18 protein-coding genes are annotated in these 20,414 nt (G+C 40.4%); all 18 read left to right on the forward strand.

Annotated features, from left to right (window positions below):
- The first annotated feature begins 10 nt into the window (after nucleotides 1-10).
- Complete coding sequence (gene rfbF / locus ABEA14_RS02485; protein WP_345338240.1) at nucleotides 11-784, forward strand: glucose-1-phosphate cytidylyltransferase; 774 nt, start codon at nucleotides 11-13, stop codon at nucleotides 782-784.
- 3 nt (nucleotides 785-787) lie between these two features.
- Nucleotides 788-1,858 (forward strand): CDP-glucose 4,6-dehydratase, encoded by a 1,071-nt coding sequence (gene rfbG, locus ABEA14_RS02490; protein WP_345338241.1) that lies wholly within the window; start codon nucleotides 788-790, stop codon nucleotides 1,856-1,858.
- Nucleotides 1,859-1,869: 11 nt separating this feature from the next.
- Nucleotides 1,870-3,183: a lipopolysaccharide biosynthesis protein RfbH gene (gene rfbH / locus ABEA14_RS02495; RefSeq protein ID WP_345338242.1), complete on the forward strand. Its 1,314-nt coding sequence runs from the start codon at nucleotides 1,870-1,872 to the stop codon at nucleotides 3,181-3,183.
- 31 nt (nucleotides 3,184-3,214) lie between these two features.
- The gene (locus ABEA14_RS02500) at nucleotides 3,215-4,084 is read left to right on the forward strand and encodes an NAD-dependent epimerase/dehydratase family protein (protein WP_345338243.1); all 870 of its coding nucleotides are present in this window, start codon (nucleotides 3,215-3,217) and stop codon (nucleotides 4,082-4,084) included.
- A complete protein-coding gene (locus tag ABEA14_RS02505) occupies nucleotides 4,081-5,343 on the forward strand; it encodes a protoporphyrinogen/coproporphyrinogen oxidase (protein WP_345338244.1) in 1,263 nt (420 codons plus the stop codon). Before ABEA14_RS02500 ends, ABEA14_RS02505 begins: the two co-directional genes overlap by 4 nt.
- 208 nt (nucleotides 5,344-5,551) lie before the next feature.
- The gene (locus ABEA14_RS02510; protein ID WP_345338245.1) at nucleotides 5,552-6,589 is read left to right on the forward strand and encodes a glycosyltransferase family 2 protein; all 1,038 of its coding nucleotides are present in this window, start codon (nucleotides 5,552-5,554) and stop codon (nucleotides 6,587-6,589) included.
- A complete protein-coding gene (gene udk, locus ABEA14_RS02515; RefSeq protein WP_345338246.1) occupies nucleotides 6,534-7,214 on the forward strand; it encodes a uridine kinase in 681 nt (226 codons plus the stop codon). The genes ABEA14_RS02510 and udk overlap by 56 nt, the downstream gene beginning before the upstream one ends.
- A gap of 175 nt (nucleotides 7,215-7,389) precedes the next feature.
- Nucleotides 7,390-8,751, forward strand: coding sequence for a hypothetical protein (locus tag ABEA14_RS02520; RefSeq protein ID WP_345338247.1), 1,362 nt, complete (start codon nucleotides 7,390-7,392; stop codon nucleotides 8,749-8,751).
- On the forward strand, nucleotides 8,741-9,787 hold the full coding sequence (locus tag ABEA14_RS02525) for a hypothetical protein (protein WP_345338248.1): 1,047 nt from the start codon (nucleotides 8,741-8,743) through the stop codon (nucleotides 9,785-9,787). The genes ABEA14_RS02520 and ABEA14_RS02525 overlap by 11 nt, the downstream gene beginning before the upstream one ends.
- A gap of 10 nt (nucleotides 9,788-9,797) precedes the next feature.
- Nucleotides 9,798-10,898, forward strand: coding sequence for an alkaline phosphatase family protein (locus tag ABEA14_RS02530; RefSeq protein WP_345338249.1), 1,101 nt, complete (start codon nucleotides 9,798-9,800; stop codon nucleotides 10,896-10,898).
- A complete protein-coding gene (locus ABEA14_RS02535) occupies nucleotides 10,895-12,025 on the forward strand; it encodes a glycosyltransferase family 4 protein (RefSeq protein ID WP_345338250.1) in 1,131 nt (376 codons plus the stop codon). The genes ABEA14_RS02530 and ABEA14_RS02535 overlap by 4 nt, the downstream gene beginning before the upstream one ends.
- Before the next feature lie 5 nt (nucleotides 12,026-12,030).
- The gene (locus ABEA14_RS02540; protein ID WP_345338251.1) at nucleotides 12,031-13,200 is read left to right on the forward strand and encodes a glycosyltransferase family 4 protein; all 1,170 of its coding nucleotides are present in this window, start codon (nucleotides 12,031-12,033) and stop codon (nucleotides 13,198-13,200) included.
- Between the two features lie 165 nt (nucleotides 13,201-13,365).
- Nucleotides 13,366-14,532, forward strand: a complete 1,167-nt coding sequence (locus tag ABEA14_RS02545; RefSeq protein WP_345338252.1) for a hypothetical protein — start codon at nucleotides 13,366-13,368, stop codon at nucleotides 14,530-14,532.
- Nucleotides 14,533-15,084: 552 nt separating this feature from the next.
- Nucleotides 15,085-15,231, forward strand: coding sequence for a transposase (locus ABEA14_RS19320; RefSeq protein ID WP_425557238.1), 147 nt, complete (start codon nucleotides 15,085-15,087; stop codon nucleotides 15,229-15,231).
- Nucleotides 15,232-16,297: 1,066 nt separating this feature from the next.
- Nucleotides 16,298-17,248, forward strand: a complete 951-nt coding sequence (locus ABEA14_RS02550; protein WP_345338253.1) for an NAD-dependent epimerase/dehydratase family protein — start codon at nucleotides 16,298-16,300, stop codon at nucleotides 17,246-17,248.
- A 2-nt stretch (nucleotides 17,249-17,250) separates the two neighbouring features.
- Entirely contained in the window at nucleotides 17,251-17,799 is a 549-nt protein-coding gene (locus ABEA14_RS02555; protein WP_345338266.1) for a sugar transferase, read from the forward strand.
- Nucleotides 17,796-19,721 (forward strand): polysaccharide biosynthesis protein, encoded by a 1,926-nt coding sequence (locus ABEA14_RS02560; protein WP_345338254.1) that lies wholly within the window; start codon nucleotides 17,796-17,798, stop codon nucleotides 19,719-19,721. The genes ABEA14_RS02555 and ABEA14_RS02560 overlap by 4 nt, the downstream gene beginning before the upstream one ends.
- A gap of 253 nt (nucleotides 19,722-19,974) precedes the next feature.
- On the forward strand, nucleotides 19,975-20,414 hold a 440-nt coding region (locus tag ABEA14_RS02565), incomplete at its 3' end, for a helix-turn-helix domain-containing protein (RefSeq protein WP_345338255.1).

A 20,414-nucleotide genomic window follows, 5' to 3' on the forward strand; every position in this document is an offset into this window, starting at 1 on the left:
AAGGACCAAAATGAAAGCAGTTATACTTGCAGGCGGGCTTGGGACTCGCCTAAGTGAAGAGACATCTTTAAAACCTAAGCCTATGGTCGAGATTGGGGGGAAACCAATTCTTTGGCACATCATGAAGATGTATTCTGCGCATGGCATCAATGACTTCATTATCTGCTGCGGTTACAAAGGTTATGTGATCAAGGAGTATTTTGCGAACTACTTTCTACATATGTCTGATGTTACTTTCTGTATGAAAACCAACCAGATGGAAGTTCATCAAAAGCGAGCTGAACCCTGGACCGTAACCTTGGTGGATACCGGCGAACAATCTATGACGGGTGGTCGTCTCAAGCGTGTGAAGAAGTACTTAGAAAGTGATGACGCTTTTTGCTTTACCTATGGTGATGGCGTTGGCGACATAGACATCTGTAAAACACTTGAGTTTCATAAGAAGCATGGAAAATTGGCCACGCTGACAGCAACCTATCCACCAGGCCGTTTTGGCGCGTTGGATATCCAGGAAGGCGCGGTCAAGAGCTTTAAGGAAAAGCCGAAGGGTGATGGTGCAATGATCAACGGCGGTTTTTTCGTGATGTCTCCTAAGGTTATTGACTACATCGAGGGTGACAGCACTGTTTGGGAGCAAGAGCCTTTGATGGGGCTAGCAACTGACGACCAACTGATGGCTTATCGTCATGAAGGTTTCTGGCAGCCAATGGACACCTTGCGTGATAAGCACCATTTAGAACAACTCTGGGCGGAAAAGCGTGCCCCCTGGAAAGTGTGGAAATAATAGATGATTAATCCTCAGTTCTGGCGTGGTAAGCGCGTTTTCGTAACTGGCCATACAGGCTTTAAAGGTAGTTGGTTGTGTCTTTGGCTAGAGAAGATGGGAGCTGATGTCAGAGGCTATTCGCTCCCGGCACCGACTTCTCCCAGTTTATTTGAAGAGGCCACGGTCGCACACGGCATGCTCTCCGAAGAGGGCGATGTGCGGGATGGTCTTCACTTGCGACAATCCATTCACACTTTCAAGCCGGAAATTGTCATTCACATGGCAGCGCAGCCATTGGTAAGGCTCTCGTATAGCGAACCGGTAGAGACCTATTCTACCAATGTGATGGGTACGGTTTATCTGTTAGACGCTATTCGGCAAGTGGGTGGCGTTAAAGCCATCGTCAATGTGACCAGCGATAAGTGTTACGAAAACAAAGAGTGGGTTTGGGGTTATCGTGAAGATGAGCCCATGGGCGGCTTTGACCCTTACTCAAACAGTAAAGGTTGTGCCGAACTCGTAGCTTCTGCGTACCGAAATTCTTTTTTCAACAATGCAAAATACCGGGAGCACGGTACGGCACTAGCATCGTGTCGTGCTGGTAATGTCATTGGTGGGGGTGATTGGGCCGATGACAGACTTATTCCTGATATCTTGAAAGCTTTTGAGAAGGGTGAGTCGGTTATTGTCCGCAATCCTAATGCCATTAGGCCCTGGCAACATGTACTTGAACCCCTGTCAGGCTATTTGTTGATGGCGCAGAGGCTGTATGAAAGTGGCCCAGAATTCGCTGAAGGCTGGAACTTTGGCCCAAATGATGACGATGCTAAACCAGTCGAGCATATTGTGAACAAAATGGTCTCGACCTGGGGAGAAAACGTAAGCTGGCAGCTAGACGGTGAAGATCATCCGCATGAAGCAGGATATTTGAAGCTGGATTGTTCTAAGGCCAAAATGCGTCTTAACTGGGCGCCAAGATGGAATCTAGACGAAACGCTTGAAAGGATCGTGCGCTGGCACAAAGCATGGTTGGCTGGTGAAGATATGCGCCAGTACACAATGAATGAAATTGAAGACTACATGAATTCCTGAGAGAAACTGAAATGAGCCAAGATAACCTAAGAAAAGAGATTGCAGCCCTCGTAGAGAAGTATGCAGACGAGGCGTTTGCTGCCAAAGAATTTAAAGCGGGTGAAATGCCTGTTCCACCCTCAGGAAAAGTGATTGGTGCGCCTGAGATCAAAGCCATGGTTGAAGCCTCCCTTGATGGTTGGCTTACTACAGGTCGTTTCAACGACGCGTTCGAAAAACGCTTGGGTGAGTACATTGGAGTGCCATATGTACTTACCACGACATCCGGTTCTTCGGCCAATCTACTAGCGCTAACAGCCTTGACTTCGCCTAAACTTGGCGAGCGCGCCTTGAAACCCGGTGATGAAGTGATCACAGTTGCTGCAGGTTTTCCAACTACTGTAAACCCAACAATTCAAAATGGACTCATCCCGGTTTTCGTAGACGTGGATATTCCAACCTACAACATTGACCCTGCACTGATCGAAGGTGCGGTATCTGATAAAACCAAGGCGATTATGGTTGCCCATACGTTGGGCAACCCTTTTGATTTAAGTGAAGTGCGCCGAGTTGCAGATAAATTCAATCTTTGGCTGATTGAAGATTGCTGTGATGCCTTGGGTTCTACCTACGATGGCCAGAAAGTTGGTACTTTCGGTGACATCGGTTCTGTGAGTTTTTACCCCGCCCACCACATTACGATGGGTGAGGGCGGTGCCGTGTTCACTAAGTCAGGAGAGCTCAAGAAACTGATCGAGTCTTTCCGCGATTGGGGGCGTGATTGTTACTGCGCGCCTGGTTGTGACAATACTTGTGGCAAACGATTTGATCAGCAACTGGGGTCTTTGCCATTTGGCTACGATCACAAGTACACATACTCGCATCTCGGGTACAACCTGAAGATCACCGATATGCAGGCTGCTTGCGGCCTAGCGCAGATGGAGCGCGTTGACTGGTTAGTTCAGAAACGCAAAGACAACTTTGCTTATCTGAAAGCAGGCCTGCAATCCTGTGCTGAGTTCTTGGAACTGCCCGAACCCACCGAGAATTCAGAACCTTCCTGGTTTGGATTCCCGATTACTCTGAAAGAAGAAGCTGGTGTATCTCGAGTTGAGCTTTTGAAGTTCCTTGACGAGGCTAAGGTTGGCACGCGTTTGCTATTTGCTGGAAACCTAACCCGCCAGCCATATTTTGATAACGTAGAATATCGTGTGCATGGTGATTTAACTAATACCGACCGGATCATGAACCAGACTTTCTGGATAGGTATCTTCCCAGCATTGACGGAAGCGCATTTGGATTTTGTCATTAGTAAGTTCGAAGAATTTTTCGGGCTCAATTTCTAAGATCTGAGTTTTATCGAATTTATACTAATCTATGATGAAGATATTTATAAGTGGGGCAAGTGGCTACCTCGGTAGCCACTTGGTAAATTCCCTTTCTTCGAAATTCAAAGTCTTTGCACTAGTTCGCACTGGTTCTTCTTTAGATAGAATAAAGAAGCATGAATGTAACGTGGTGTTTGACGAAGGCGGTAATAGTCTGGAGAGAGCATTCCAAAAACATAAGCCAGATGTAGTTATCAACACTGCTGCGCTTTATGGGCGTAAAGGTGAAGCTGACGGTGAATTGCTGGAAGCTAATGTTGGATTTCCTCTCAGGTTGCTAGAATACTCTATCTCATATGGTGCGTCTGCTTTCATCAATACGGGTACGTCATTACCGCGAAACGTTAGTATGTATGCTTTAACTAAAAATAGCTTTGTTGAACTAGTTAGATTAAAAAAATGTCTTGCAACTAAGTTTATTAATTTGGAGCTTGAGCATTTTTTTGGACCAGGTGATGATTTTTCAAAGTTTACTTCATTTGTAACCAGATGCTGCTTGCAAGGGAAAGAACTCAAGTTAACTGCAGGCTTGCAGGAAAGAGATTTCATCTATGTCGATGATGTTGTTTCCGCGTATGACACAGTAATATCAGAACTTTCAAATATAAAGCATTTAGAAAATATTAGTGTGGGGCTCGGAGAGGCCCCTGCGGTAAGGTATTTTGTTGAGATGGTGAAACGACTGTCCAATAGTACCTCAAAATTGGAGTTTGGTGCGATTCCTACTCGCCCAAACGAATTGATGCACAGCTGTGCTAATACCAGTCGACTCAAAGAACTTGGCTGGCAGCCAAGTTTTACTTTAGAAGAAGGGGTCGCTCAGACCTTGGAAGCAGAGGCATCGGGCATCTACTTATGAAGAAGATCACAGTGCTAGGCGGTGGTATTGCTGGAATATCTGCTTGCTATCATGCACAACTATTAGGAATGGAAGCTGAGGTATATGAAGCCTCAGATGTCATAGGTGGCTTGGTATCAAATTTCGAAATTGATGGATTTCGATTTGATAATGCGGTTCATCTCTCCTTCACAAAAGACCCCTATGTAAAGGAGCTATTTTCAAGAACGCCTTTCTATTGTCACAAGCCAGATTCTTATTGCTATGAAGATGGGCATTGGCTAAAGCATCCTGTTCAGAACAATCTCTATCCATTGCCGCTTGACGACAAGATCAAGCTGATCGAATCATTCATTCAGCGTCCTGATATTGAACCAACACATTACAAAGAATGGTTGGTTAATCAATATGGCCATGAGATCGCCGAGCGTTACCCGCTTGCTTACACTCGCAAGTATTGGGGACTGGATGCTGACATGCTCAGTTTGGACTGGATCGGCAATCGGATGCGAAGGGCAGAGTTAAAAGAAGTCCTCGCCGGCGCCTTAGAAAAGCGCAATGATAACCACTATTACGCAAACGAGATGCGCTATCCCAAACAAGGGGGCTACAGATCGTTTATTAACCCAATGTTAGAGTCGGTTGAGGTGAGAACTAATCATAAAGTCGTGCAGATTGACCCTTCAGCAAGCACAGTGGTGTTTGAAGGGGGCAAAATGATTACTTATGAACAGTTGGTTAGCTCTATCCCACTCCCTTCTTTGGTTCCTCTGATTAAAGGGACTCCTGAGTGCGTTGTTGAGGCCGCAAAGAGCTTGTTATATACGCGAGTTGATCTTGTCTCTGTTGGGTTCTCAAGGGAAGATGTGCCCCCCTATCTATGGTTTTACATATACGGTGACGAACACCTCGCGGCTCGAGGGTACTCACCTAGTTGGAAATCGCCTGAAAACGCACCTGAAGGATATAGTTCGCTTCAGTTTGAAATCTATTCGCTTTCAGGAACGCCACTACTTGAACCTGAGCGTTTGATAGAGAACGTAAAACTCAGTTTGAAGGAACTTGGTATATGTCAACAGGATGAAATTCTTTTCTGCCATCATAAGCATTTGCCTTTTGGCAACGTCATATTCGATCATGGAATGGAAGAACGCCGAAAGATTGTTCGTGATTACCTCGATTCTTTAAATATAGTATGTTGCGGTAGATTTGGGGAATGGGACTACTTGTGGAGCGATCAAAGCTTAGTTAGTGGCATGAACGCTATTAATAAGCTCTAGTGTAAGACTACGTTTTACATTCGATCTAACGTAAAGGCTATTGGACTTTTAAGCGAAGTAGCTCAAAATATTTTAGACCAGCTTATTGTCGTTATTTTGCCTAGTGACGCCTTCCATGTGTGCAGCTTGTGCGAGCATTTTTAATATTATTTCAAAATTAAAAAATTCAAAGTATTTGAATTTTATTGAGTTACAAAAAGGTATTGTAATGACTGAACCGATGAATCAGCGAAACCAAAAGAAAGCACTAACTATAGCGATACCTACTTTTGATAGAAATGTAAGATTAGAAAATTCTCTAAAAGCTCTTATATCAGAGGTTGAGAAAAGTAACTATCTTGTTGATATAAAAGTTCTAGACAATTGCTCACCTAATCCCGTTTCTGAAACTCTCAGTTCTGAGGTTCTAAACTGTGAGTTTTTAGAAGTAATCAGGCAGCCCTATAATATCGGAATGTGTGCAAATATATTAAACTGCTTCGAAGTTTGTGACACAGAGTGGCTATGGATATTAGGTGACGATGATGAAGTGACGCATGGTAGTGTTGATAAAATACATTCGGATATACTAAATAGCGAATCTGTGTGCATTAACTTCAACACTGATATTATTTCTTCGGGAAGAGAAAGAATCTCCCGAACGATTAATGGTATCGAAGGAGTGTTAAATGATATGGATGGATACTCGAATCTTCTATTTATATCGACTAACATCTATCGGTGTGCAAGCCTTCGCAAACATATAAGATTTGGTTATGATTTTGCCTACTCAATGCAACCCCATACTGCGCTCCTTTTCATGAGTCTTGCAAAAGACTTTTCGAAAATTGATGTCAGCAGCGAAAGAATCGTAAACTGGCACAAGGCTGAAAATGATCAAACATGGTCTCAAACAAAAATGATTGCTGCAAGAAGCGTACTTCTAGAATTACCTCTTGGCTTAAATGACAAGCTATTTGACAAGTTCAAAAAATTCCTGCTTCAAGGGTATCCAGCAAAGAAAATTCTCATTAAGTCAGCTATCGAAATATCCAGTGATAGCACCTTAGATAAGTTAGCAAAAACAAATTTGATAAAGCAAGTCTATCTAAGGAACTATCGATTAGCTAGCTTATGTCTGCCTTTACTCTTTTTGGCAGTTAGTATGGTTAAATACGCTACTGTTCGCACAATGGTAATGAAAGCGCTTAGTGTTGTTGGTATTAGAGATTTCAAACGCTCAAAAAATCTATATCAGAGAATGTGAAAAAATTTTAGGTGAAAATAACTTGGTTTTAATTTCTATTACTGGTCCATCGGGGTCAGGCAAAACAACGTTCGCAAAAGAACTACATCAAGCTATATGTGAAAACCGCTCAGTAATACTTCTATCTGAAGATAATTACTACAAAGCGAATACCTGCTTAACGGAAGAGCAAAAGAATAATAGGAACTACGATCATCCAAGCGCGTTTGACCATAAACTTCTTGAGAAGCATCTCAAACAGTTAAAGGCTGGCGATAGTGTTAAGTCACCTATCTATTGTTACAAAACTCATCAAAGGAAAGAGCGTACAGTAGAATTAAGGCCTGCTGACTTTATAATTGTTGAAGGGATAATGCTATTGAATAAACAATACCTACGAGAGCTATTTGATCTTAAGGTGTTTATGGATGTTCCGTTAGATATATGTCTTTTGCGAAGAATTCAAAGAGATATAAATGAGCGAGGGAGGACTTTGAATAGTGTAGCACAGCAATATTTAGAAACAGTTCGCCCAATGCATAATGAGTTTATAAAGCCTCAGAAAAATTTTGCAGATTTTACATTTTCAGAAGAAATTGATATTGATTTTATGCGTAAAAGAGTTATGGAATTAATTTTACTTTAAAAGGCTACATTACTACTGATTAGAAAATGATAAAAATAATGTAGCTGATGCTCGGGAGATAAAAATAAAATAAATGTCCACTTTATGTAGTGATTAATATACAGCACGAACCTAGAACAATTCACAAGGTCTTAATTAAACTAATCTGCATTGTTAAATTGACCCCCAAAGTACTATGATCAAAATTGATAGCCTTCATGTAAAAATGTTTGGCTTAATTATATTGCAACTTACTGTTGCACTAGGCTTTGCCATTTATGCGAACAAGTTTGACTTGGTTTTCATAAATAACATTATTTTGGCATTTGCGTTGTTTATATTTACAATGCTTCCGCTGGTTTATGCTAATTACAATGTGAGCCTCAAAAAAATACTGATAGCTATGATTTTAAGCAAAGCTATTATATTTTTGTTAGTATACTTTCACTCTCATCATCTATCTGAAGGGTTCTACCTAAACTATATGGTAGGTGATGATAGAAAATACACTGACTTAGCATTATTTTATCAATCTGATTTTTCAATGCTTTTGAAGAATGAAAAGAATTACTATGGGCTGCCTTATGCAGCAGTTTTGACCTTATTTACAAAGTTTTTCGTTTGGACTGACCTATTTCGGTTTGTGCAGCACATTTTATTGCTGATTTCTGTTTACTATGTCTATAGGTTTATATTAAACACATTAAAAGATAAGTTTATAGCACAACTGAGTGCAGTTATCTATGCCTTTAATCCTATGTTGAATATCTTTTCAACATTCCTATTCAAAGATACTATCTTAGTTTTTTTGCTTTCCTACTTTCTATTTGTTGCATCAGAAAATAAGCTTTCGATCTATTCGCTTGTTTCTATGGGGGCCATAGTTATAGTAGCGTATTATATTAGGCCGTTTTTGATACCAGTTTTTCTACTAGGCCTTATTTTGTTCAAGGTTAAAATTAGACTTAATTCATTTAGGGCTGTGATGTCTCTAGGAACAATATTTATACTTGTTCTAGGTTTATCCTACTTGTTAAAAGATCAACTTCTCAGGAACTTAGACCTAATAGCCCTGATGGACACCAGGATATCCAATGTTACTTCGATATTGACTTCCGATATCAAAGTGAGCTTTACTCAAATATTAGTTGTAGCGATATTTTTTTTGGACTTACCTCCGGCAAACTTTGTCAATATGGAAACTCCTTGGTTTTCCCAGGAGGGATTGGTAACGTTTCCAAGAGCATATAATTATGCGCTCTCAATATTCATGTATATAGGGATATTCTTCTCTCTTTCGAGAACTAACTTTAATAAAAATAGCTTTGCGTTATTAGTACTTATGTTCGTAATGATCGTAGGTATGTCCTTAACGGGACAAGTTCTTTCTGACCGGCATAAAGTAATGCTATACCCACTCGTTATGTACTTTGTGGCGATGGGATTAAAGTCCTCAAATGCTAGAGGCTATCATATCTTATTTGGAACAGTAACAACGATTACTGTCGCATTACAAATATACTACTCTGTATTAAGGTTTCAGTCTTATGGCTATTGATGTTGCCAAAGAAATTCGATCATCGCTGCGTTCACTTTCTAAGGATAAGTCATTATGTCTGTTGTTAGCGGGAAGCTTCGCAAGAGATGAATATACATTTTTGGAAAGTTTGGATGGCAATGTAAGAAGTTTAAGTGATATTGAGTTTGTTATATTCCAGAATAATAAAGATTTCCTCGCGAAGAAAAATCACAAAGAAATCGAGAGGCGAATGAATACCATATCAAAAGATCTAGATATCGTCGTTGACTTTTCTATAAAACCTAATTTCTCAATTAGATCTATACCAAATACCTTCTTTTGGTATGAAGCTATTACTCAATCTAAATGTCTAATAGGTAATGTAGACACTATTAGTGAAAAGAAATTTGAAGTCGAAAATAAGGGTGATATATATGAAACTATTTGTCACTCTGTTATTTCAGTTATAAAAGAATTTCATAAACTAGGATCATGCTCAAGGACCAAAATTGATACTAATTACCGAATAATTAAATGCGCTCTAGATCTTTTTATCCCTTTAACATACTTAAGGTTTGGTAAGGTAGCAACGCATAGTAAACGTTTTGAAGTACTAAAAAATGCTATGGTCGTTGAAAACGATGATTTACATGGTTTTTCATATCTTTTTGACGCAATTTATAGCGTTAAAATCTCCAAGAGATACGTCAATGAGTCAGAGTTATCTTCAATTGATTTAGATAGATTAACTTCATTATATATTGAGTTTTCTCTGTACGTTTACAATAAGATTAATGATGAAATCAAAAAAAACGGTACATACATAGGAGATTCGTCATTTTTGAGAAAAATATTTTTGGTTAGATCCGCTCTTAAGAACTACCAATCTAGCACTTCAGTGCTGTCTAGACAGACACCATCGGAATTATACAAAGCAAATATAAACTATTTGGAAAACCTACGCTGCAATATTTCAGGCCAGAAATATGAAAAGAAATTCAGTAAGGTGAAATTTGATATAAAGGATGAGTCAAGTTTTTATAGCTTGAATAGAATGATATATAGATACTTGTAGGAATACGGAAATGGCAAAATTGATTGTTTTTATCGATGGCTATCCTTTTGGGCATATCGAGAAGCTTAAAGAATTACCATTTTTGAAGTCGTTTGGCGCTATGAAACCCTCCTTTGGTTATAGCGTGAATCTTCATCATGAACTTTTTCAAGGTACAAACCCCGAAACGCTTGGTTTTTTCGGTGATATGAAGAGGGTAGGCGATAAAACGCCTCTGCGTCGAAAAAAATTTCATCTACTATTTGATTGGACAAGACAAAAGTTCCCTTTCTTATCTCGTATTTTATACAAAGTGCTAGCGAGAACGGTTGGACTTAATATTGCGTTTATGCCGATTTCAATTGCTTCTAAGTTCACAAAGCAAGGCAGTTACTTGTTACAGGTTAACGAAAGGGTAGAAATTGGCGAACATGAATACAAAGTGATTTGCTACGATCGAGAGTTACCATTTGGAAGCCGCGATGAAAAAGTTTTCAAAGATACATTGGAGCAGATTGACCAAGGCTCGGATCGCATTCTTGCAGCCTTCACAGAACTCGATTGGTTGCTACATAAACAAGGCGTTTCCTCTGAGGCTCATACTAAAAAAAACTCGTTGCTAAACGATGCATTGAAGGAAATGCATTCTCGCTTTGTTAAAAAGTTTCCTGATGGGGAGATCGTAATTGTTTCTGACCACGGTATGATTAATAGTCACACTAGCGTTGATTTCCGGTTGGAAGAAAAATTTGGTTTGCCATTTTCCAATGGTGTCTCGTATTTCTATGATTCACTATATATACATCTTTGGAATGATGGTAATAGCGAGGAATATAGTAAGATTAAGAGCTTTCTATCAAATCAAAATCAAGGGAAGTTTATCACAGCGGAAGAAAGGAAAAAGTACCGTATAGATAGTTCTGAGTTTGGTGATGATATTTACTGTCTAGAGCCAGGGTATGGATTTTCTCCAAATTACTTTGGTTACGGCTTGTTAAAGGCATATCATGGTTACAACCCCTCTGTTGAAGAAGGCTGGGGTGTCATTTGTTCAAGTCGTGAAGGAAGTATAGATGGCACTTACGAAACTTCTGACGTATATAATTATTTGTCAAATGGGGGGAGAGTTTGAGAAACAAGCTTCTTATCCTTAATGATATAGGAGGTAAGGGAGGGGCTGAAAAAATACTCTCTCTTTATTCAGAGATACTAGCTGAAAGTGGTTTTGACGTCGAAGTTGCTTTTGGTAGTGAAGGCGAAACGTACGAAAGCGTGTCTAAAGTAGTTAATAAGGTATCATTGATTGATCCGCCCAAAATATTAACTATTAAGTATCTTAAACTCTTTGAGAGAGTATATAGATTACTTTCACTTTTTCTAATTATCCTAAGATTTAAAGGTAAAACTGTAGTAACCAACACGCTTTTTATGCAGATATTTGCATCGCCGATTGTTAGACTACTTGGTAAAGAGCTAATATGGTACGAGCACAATATACAGCCAAAAGGTTTTAGAAGGTCGTTTATTCGCTTCTACGCTAAGTTATTTCCGCGTTACATTATTGCTGTTTCTAACGCGGTAGCTGACGTCTATCGCGATTTAGGCCTAAATGATAAGGTTAAAGTAATACATAATGGGATACCAGCCTTGCCGTCGGCAAGTAAAGAAAAACTAATCGAATTAAAAAGGGAGTTTAAGTTAAAGGATTCTGACTTTGTAGTTGTAGCTATATCAAGAATTACAGAGTACAAGGGATTGCATGTGCTAACGAAAGCGATAGAGTCAATTACTGATGAAAATGTTAAGGTTTTCATTCTCGGCGATACAGGAATTAGTTCAAAGGACTTGGTGTATAAACGGGAATTAGTAAGAACTGCCTCTGGAAATGTAACATTTTTAGGTTGGAGAGATGATGCTAGTGATTGGATATCATTGGCTAATGTCTTTTGCGCACCTGCAATTGGGGCAGATCCTTTCCCAACTACGATCTTAGAAGCAATGAGTTTGGGCGCAATTTGTATAGTGTCTGAAATTGGTGGGCAGCCTGAATCGATTAAGAATGGCCATTCCGGCTACCTATTTAAGCCTGGGTCCAGTGAAGAGTTAGCTACGATTATAAATAATATTAAGGATGAATTTAATTATGAAAGTACTTTTGAGGTAAAACGTAGCGCTCTAAATTCATTCAAAGAAAACTTCACAATAGAAAAATACACAGATAGATTAAATCGAGTATTTCAAAAAATAGTAGAAGGCTGAGTTCAGTGAAAAAGATCTTGGTATTGGCACCTAGGTTCATATACCCAGTTACAGGTGGCGACAAGTTAAGAATATATAACTTGTGTAGAGAACTTTCAAAAAAGTACTCATTGACCTTGTTGTCACTGTGTGACGACAAGGAATCATTAGAATATGAAGTGCCAAATGATGGCGTTTTTGACAGGGTAGAACGCGTTTATCATTCGAAGCTCTCTTCCTATGTCAGCACACTATTTGCTATTCCGACATCTAAGCCATTACAGGTCGCATATTACGAGTCAAAAGCGTTCAGACAACGTCTTGATTCTCTCGTATCTGAATATGACGGAATCTTTTGTCATTTGATTCGAGTCGCTGACTATGTATCTAAATATGACATGCCCAAAGTCATAGACATGACTGATGCGATTTCGATGAACTACTCTCGATTGACAGAAGTAGATACAAAGGTTTCCTTGAAGTCCATTGTGTTTAGTCTTGAAAGTCGAAGACTGTTGTCGTATGAGAGAAACGTTCCTGCAAACTTCGATCTGGTAACATTAATTAGTAGTGTTGATAAGGACTACCTGTTTAGTATTAGTCAAGATAATGTATTGGTTTGTACAAATGGCGTCGATTTTTCAAACCTTTCCTATGTTGGTCCTAGTGGTGAAAGCAAGGAAATAGTATTTATTGGCAACATGAATACTCTTCAGAACCAAGATGCATGTCACTTTTTTATAGAAAAGATTCTTTCTAGGATAAAGGGGGCTGGTTATACATTTAAGATCGTCGGTGTAATAGACGATAAAGTCAGGCAACGCTTTTCCGGCTATGATAATGTACATATTACCGGTAGAGTCGATAGCATTTCCCAAGCAGTGAAAGGCGCTGCAATTGCTGTTTGTCCAATGAGAGTTGGGGCCGGTGTTCAAAATAAAGTATTAGAATATATGGCATTGGGACTACCAGTAATTTCTACTTCGCTGGGAATTGAAGGAATACCAGCAATAAAGGATGAACATTATCTTTTGGCCGACACTCCGGATGATTTTATTTGTGCAGTAAAAAGAGCTACTGCTGACAGAAAGTCTTCAGAGAGGATGGCGGCAAAGGCACGAGAATTGGTCGTAGAAAATCATGCGTGGTCTGCTGTATTAAAAGACTTCATGGCGCGTGTAAGTCAGGTTTTCTGAGCTATGCAATACTTAAGAAAGTTGTTGGGGATAGACAGCGAGGTGTTGTGGTTATTCTCGTCTAAAGTCTCACTTATACTTAAAGGTCCCGCGTTAATAGTATTTATCCTGATTTATCTCACTCCAGAGACTCAAGGGGTTTGGTATACTTTTACCAGTTTGTCAATGTTAACCCTCCTGGCTGACTTCGGCTTTACTATGATAATTAGTCAATATGTAAGCTATGAGAGCGTTGGCTTGAAGCTCTCTCGAGGCTTGGTTCGTGGTAAAGAAAGGGACATAGACCGTATAAAGGGTCTTATTGATTACTCTCTAAAATTTTATTTTTATGTATTGCCATGCGTATTCATATTGGCATTTTCTGGTGGAGCATGGGTTCTCTATGACCAAGGAAGCCAAGTTTTAGTTGCTTGGCTGGTTTTTTCGTTTTTATCTACGTGTAATGTTTTTTTAAGCCTGTTGTTTTCTATTTATCAAGGCTTTGATCAAGTGGTGGAAGCTAGCAAAGCTCGTAGTATAGGGCTGTGGGTTGCACCATTAGTAGCAATACTCTGTCTAATGTTGGGCTTAGAGATTTGGAGTTTGCCAATATCACTATTCGCTCAAATAATATCCTCTTCATTTTTTCATTTCTCACGGAATATATTGTTTTGGCGACAGATTTTAAGAAATTCAGCTGTTAGTGAACATGATTGGTCTAAAAAGCTAATACCGCTTCAAGCAAAGTACTTTATTAGCTGGGCTAGTGGTTTTGCGATAATGCATCTTTTTGTTCCTGTAATTTATAAGACAGAAGGCGCTATATTAGCTGGTCAGGTCGGTATGATGTTAAGTGTAATAAAGTCTTTAACTAATATTTCAAATACTTGGTTAGATTCTAAACTTCCGAAACTTAACTCACTTGCAAAAGTCCGAGATAAAAACGCTTTTGACTTTCTCTTCTATAGGTGTGCAAAACTAGGCTACATATTCTTTTTTGTTAACGCCCTGATACTAGTCTCAATAGTATTTGTTCTAACTGAGTTTGATCTTTTAGCAGACAGATTGATCCCCGTTGGAATACTCTCGCTATTTTTGCTTTCTGAGCTAGCGTTCGTCAAAGTAGGATTTATGGCAAAGTACCTTCGAGCACATATGGAAGAGCCGTTTTACATGGTTTCATTATTTTCTGCGATAGGAATTTCTCTGATTACATTTTTAGTCACCCCAACTTTCGGAGTTTTTACTTTATCGATCGCAGTGCTTGTATTTCATTGGATTTTTATACTTCCATATGGTTTGAAGGTTTTCAGAAATTCGATATTAAGATTTTACCCTCCTAACACTAACTGAATTATCAAAAGTCGGTTTAAAGACGTTATTTGATTTTGTCATTTAACTTATTTTGTAGTAGCGAATCTGTGCCTATGGATAACGAAATGGTGTGTGAGGAAAAAAAAGCAAATGTCGACTTTTGAGGAGTGAGTACAGACTTGACGCAAGGGTTTGTACTGATGGTGATTGTAGCCAGCCTTTGATATCCGATAAGCAGCGCCACTGGTTACGTGTGATGTTTTTGACTTATTAGCGCCGATGCGCACGGTATTGACGCCTATGCAGTGCTAGTTATGTTCAGCAAGGGATTGGTAGCTGCATGCTATTCGGCCATATTGAGCCACATTTTGTACATGGTCGCGTAGCGACAGAATGGTACGGTGTCACCCTTGGATTAATGAGTTCTTCGACTGTATTCTGTGAGGATGGAAGAATTTTTTCACGGTACGGAGTTTACAGACACCATTACCACGTAGTATGGGTAGCCAAATGCAGACGTATGATTCTGAATCGTTTCTTTGTTGAGTAACTAAGGCACGCTGTACCGTAGCGGCGAAGAACTACGTGGGCGTGCAGATCGAGACGATTGGCTTCAGCCTGAACCATCTTCAAATGGTTATGACGCTCCAACCAAAGTATTCGGTTTCAGATGTAATAGGGCGATTAAAAAGCCGATCGTCGTCTCGCATGAGAACGACGTTCAAGTGGCTATCGTAAATGTATTGGAAAGAAAAGATTGTGTGATCGTCCCGTTACTTCGTTAGCAGCGTATGATTGTACGAGCGAGTAATATGAAACTACGCTGAGGGTCAGGGCTGAAGGGCTTTAGTTCAACTCTGAATGGAGATGTAACCTTAAGCTGCCCTGGTTTACCCCGGGATTCTGCTGTTTCCTAATATGTAATAGCTGCGTTCAATAGTATGAATATGCATCATCGTGCGATTGCTAGATTTTGAAGCAATGGTAGGTTTTTCTAGGCGGCGAAGTTTTTGTGAATGTCAATGTCGGTAGTGCATTAACCATTTGTGATGCTATTTTGGACGCCTGATACTTTGTCGTGCAATCTAAAAGTATTTTTAGTGTGGTGGAAAGAATAACGAAAACAAATAGTTATCGCATAAAATAACTTCTTACTGAAATGACTCGGAGCATTCTAAGTTATGCAGAAATGACCGAGTGATCTTCTCCAAGAGCCCGGTATTGATAATCCTTTAGTATCGGTTGATTTTACTAATGCTCTGCGCATTACTCTTGCAGGCGGCTATATTATAAACTTACGGCCATCAGTAAACTCACCAGTAATGCGTTGTTTTTCTGAAAACTCATTCGCACAAATAAACGAAATAATAGATTTGGCGCTGAAAATATTTCGTTCAATCAATGCCCAAAAGAGAAGTAAACGAGTTACTTTTTTAATTACATTCTCATATTGTTTATATTTTTAATTGTTTTATTAATTTTATATACACTAGGTGGAGAATAAGTAACGGTGTGTTAGTGGTTTATGTTTGTTTTTTATGAATTATAGGTAGTAGAACGAATTTTGGATATGGGTTGTCTCATTGTTATAATTTGATTTTTTGTATGGCTGCATAAATAAAGTAACCCATGGGTGTTTTTAGTTTTATATTTTATTTTTTTTGAACGAAATCTGTTGAGAAAAAACATTGAAAATGACTGTTAAAATTAAAGATAAAAAGACAGTTTATGTAATAACTCTGGCTCAATTTATCTTGTTTTTTAATGACAAGTAGTTCGGAAACTGTCAATAGAGTAGAAGTTTATGAATATTGTATTAACAGGCGCGGGTGGGTTCGTCGGGAAGCACTTACTCAACAGCTTAAATGAGCATAATGTTGTAGTACTCGGGCGCCAGCGTCCAAAAGGTTTGCGAGAAGAAAGATTTTTAGAGGTGGACTTGGAGAGTCCGGGTGGTAGCTATGAAATACTAAAGGGAGCTGATGTCCTAATACATTGTGCGGGTAGAGCCCATATAATGGAAGGTAACGATGTTAGTGACGTGGAACGTTACAGAAATATAAATACTAAGGGCACTTTAGAGTTAGCAAAGCAAGCCGCAAAATATGCTATAAAGAGGTTTATATTCATAAGCACTGTGAAAGTTAATGGAGAATATACAGAATTGGGTAAGCCCTTTAAAGCCGATGATTTACCTGATCCGAAAGACCCTTATGCTGTGAGCAAATACGAAGCGGAATTAGGATTACAAGAGATATCAAAGTCAACTGGTATGGAGGTTGTGGTCATTCGTCCGCCATTGATTTATGGTGAGGGCGTTAAGGGCAACCTCAAATCTATGATTACTTCGATGAAAAATGGTATTCCACTGCCATTCGGAGGTATAAAAAGTAACCTGCGGAGTCTAGTGTCGGTTGATAATTTGGTAGATTTAATCTTGACATGTGCAGTACATCCAATGGCTGCAAATAAAACGTTTTTGGTTTCTGATGACAATGATATTTCAACAGCCCAGCTTCTTAATGAAATGTCAAATGGTATGGGCGTTAGAAACAGAAGCATATCGGTTCCAGAGTCCTTGTTGAATTGTTTGGCCAAACTATTTCGCAGGGAGGAGCTATCAAAGAGGTTGCTAGGTTCGTTGCAGGTTGATATTTCAGAAACAAAACTTACACTTGGTTGGAAACCGCCGTACAGCATTGAGCAGTCGATGAGAAAGATTGCAAATTGTAATAGTCAACGGAGGGGTAATTGACTGTGATTCGAATAATTGATTTATTTCTAGCATCTATTGGTCTGATTTTTCTTTGGCCACTAATGATAATTATATGCATTGCTGGTATGTTTGATACAGGTTCTCCAATATTCATTCAAACAAGAGTTGGTAGATATAAGAAGCCATTCAAGCTTATCAAGTTTCGCACAATGCCGTTGGTGACTGAATCAGTCGCGACTCATTTAGTGGGAGCTTCCTCGGTTACGAAATTGGGAGGACTGCTCCGTAAGACCAAGCTTGATGAGCTTCCTCAGTTGATAAATGTTCTCAAAGGTGACATGAGCTTGGTTGGACCACGTCCATCCCTTTTTAATCAAATAGAACTTATAGATGCAAGACAAAAGCGCGGTGTATTGGATGTATTACCTGGGGTCACGGGATTGGCTCAGATTAATGAGGTTGATATGTCAACACCTGTCAAGCTGGCAAAGTGGGATCAGAAGATGCTCCAGACTTTGAGCGTGTCTAATTACTTTCGATATATTATAATGACCGCCGTTGGTAAGGGTTCGGGTGATAGAGTTAAATGAAAATAGTAGAGAAAGTGTTTAATTTTCGAAGAAGTACAAAGAGGCTTATCAGCCTCTCAATTGACTCGGTATTTATTTTTGTAGCCTTCTGGGGTGCGTATTTCGCAAGAACTTCGAGTTTTCAGTCTTTTTATCTTGTGGAAAACTGGTCAGTTGTGCTTGTAACGCTTCCTCTGACTCTTTTTGCTTTCACCAAAATAGGATTGTATCGGGCGATCCTTAGGTACTTAAGCTTTCATGCTCTTTTTGTCATTTCGTTAGGAACACTAGTATCTGCTCTGATATTAGCAACTATTGCTTTCTATCTAGATACGAGCTTTCCTCGTACTGTACCGTTAATCTATGCTGCATTCCTAGGAATTCTAGTCGGAGGCGCTCGCCTGATAGTTAGGGCTTTAGTTAACAGAGGGACTGCAAAGCTACAGGAGCCAGTATTGATATACGGTGCCGGGGGCTCTGGGCGTCAATTGTGTATTGCTCTTCGCTATAGCCACGAATATGCTGCTGTTGCATTTGTTGATGACGACGATACTTTAGCAGGAACGGTGATTCAGGGGTTGAAAGTTTTGAAGCCGAATGACCTTTCTCGCCTTATTACGAAATATTCGGTTAAGAAAGTTCTGTTAGCACTGCCGCGGGCTAGTCGGAAGAGACGAAGTCAAATCATAAGTAATCTAGCGCCATTGTCAGTTGAGGTATTAACTGTTCCCAACATGCCAGATATCGTAAGTGGCAAATCCAAGATTGACGAACTTCGAGATGTACCGATCGATGACCTTCTTGGGCGTGATACAGTTGCGCCCCATCCGACACTAATGTCCGCAGATGTGCTGCATAAGAACGTTATGGTTACCGGAGCTGGTGGTTCAATCGGATCTGAGCTCTGTCGTCAAATTCTGCAGCAGCGACCCAATCGTCTGGTACTATTCGAGATTTCAGAATTCGCCTTGTACAGTATCGATAAAGAACTTACCGCACTATCTGAAGAGCTGGGCGTTGATGTTGAAATTGTACCTCTTCTCGGTTCTGTGCAGCGCAAAAACCGCTTATCTGCGACTATGAGTGCGTTTCAAATTCATACGGTGTATCATGCTGCAGCCTACAAGCATGTTCCACTTGTCGAATACAATGTTGTAGAAGGCGTTCGCAACAACGTGTTTGGAACACTGTTTAGCGGTGAGGCTGCTCTGGAAACAGGTGTGGAGACCTTCGTACTGGTGTCTACTGATAAAGCTGTCCGTCCTACCAACGTTATGGGAACTACAAAGCGGATGGCAGAGCTGTCCCTTCAAGCCTTGGCTGAGATAAGCAATACCACTCGGTTCTCCATGGTCAGGTTTGGTAATGTTCTCGGTTCTTCTGGATCAGTTATCCCACTCTTTAAGCGTCAGATAGCTTCAGGCGGCCCTATTACGGTCACTCATCCTGAAATTATTCGCTATTTCATGACTATTCCTGAGGCCGCGCAATTGGTTATTCAGGCAGGTGCCATGGGTAAAGGCGGAGATGTATTTGTTCTTGATATGGGGGAACCCGTCAAAATTGTTGACCTGGCCAGGAATTTAATTAACTTGTCAGGGCTACAAGTTAGAGATGAGGACAACCCCGAGGGAGACGTAGAGATCCAATTTACGGGGCTTCGGCCAGGTGAAAAGCTTTACGAAGAACTGCTTATTGGCGACAACGTAAAGACGACATCTCATGAACGAATCATGGCGGCAGACGAAGTTTATCTAAATTGGAACGAGTTAGAAGTGATGCTGTCCAAGCTCGATCTTGCATGTCACAACTTCGATCATGACTCGATTCGTGCGCTGTTGTTAGAGGCTCCGACAGGTTTCGATCCTACTGATGGTATTGGCGACTTGGTTTGGCAAGCAAGGCAAGACGGCATAGAAAGTGAAGTGGAAAGAGAGATGTAAAATAAACCAACATCTTCGGGTGTATGGTCCGCGCTCCTTCCGGCTCTTTAGGGGGACGTTTACGGATTTTTAAGAAGTTTCTTTCATTATCTCGGAAAAGATGGTTGACTAGAAATGTGGTGTCACGGAATGCAAGTCTCAACACATCGGGGAGAAACTCCTGTTGCGTTATGTACAAACCGGCAGGATAGGTAACAAAACAAACCGGGAACATAGGTTACACATAAGCTGCATGGGTAAGGAGGACTTGCCCATGCCTTGGATTGAGACCTGTGTTATGGACCAAAAGATAGAAGTTGTCGGTGCTTACCTGAGAGGTGGCGTGACGATAACCGCGTTGGCATCGGCTTATGGCGTTAGCCGTAAAACGATACACAAGTGGGTAAGCCGTTATGAAGCGCAAGGGCTGGAAGGTTTAGCTGAGCTGTCAAGGGCGCCAAAGCGTTGTCCGCATGCAACGGATGATGTTGTTGTGGCAGCGCTGATAGATGCTAAACGACGTTTTCCTAGTTGGGGTCCGAAGAAACTGGTTGATTTGCTCAGGCAGGAACAACCGGACAGTGATTGGCCCGCAGACAGCACCGCGGGTGAGATACTCAAGCGGTTTGGCCTGGTAAAGAAGCGGCGAGTGAAACGCAAAGTGCCGGCAGATGGGTTGCCTTTCTCTGAATGTGAGCAGAGTAATCAATGCTG

Source organism: Corallincola platygyrae, from assembly GCF_039544265.1.
GTDB classification, from domain to species: Bacteria; Pseudomonadota; Gammaproteobacteria; order Enterobacterales; family Neiellaceae; genus Corallincola; species Corallincola platygyrae.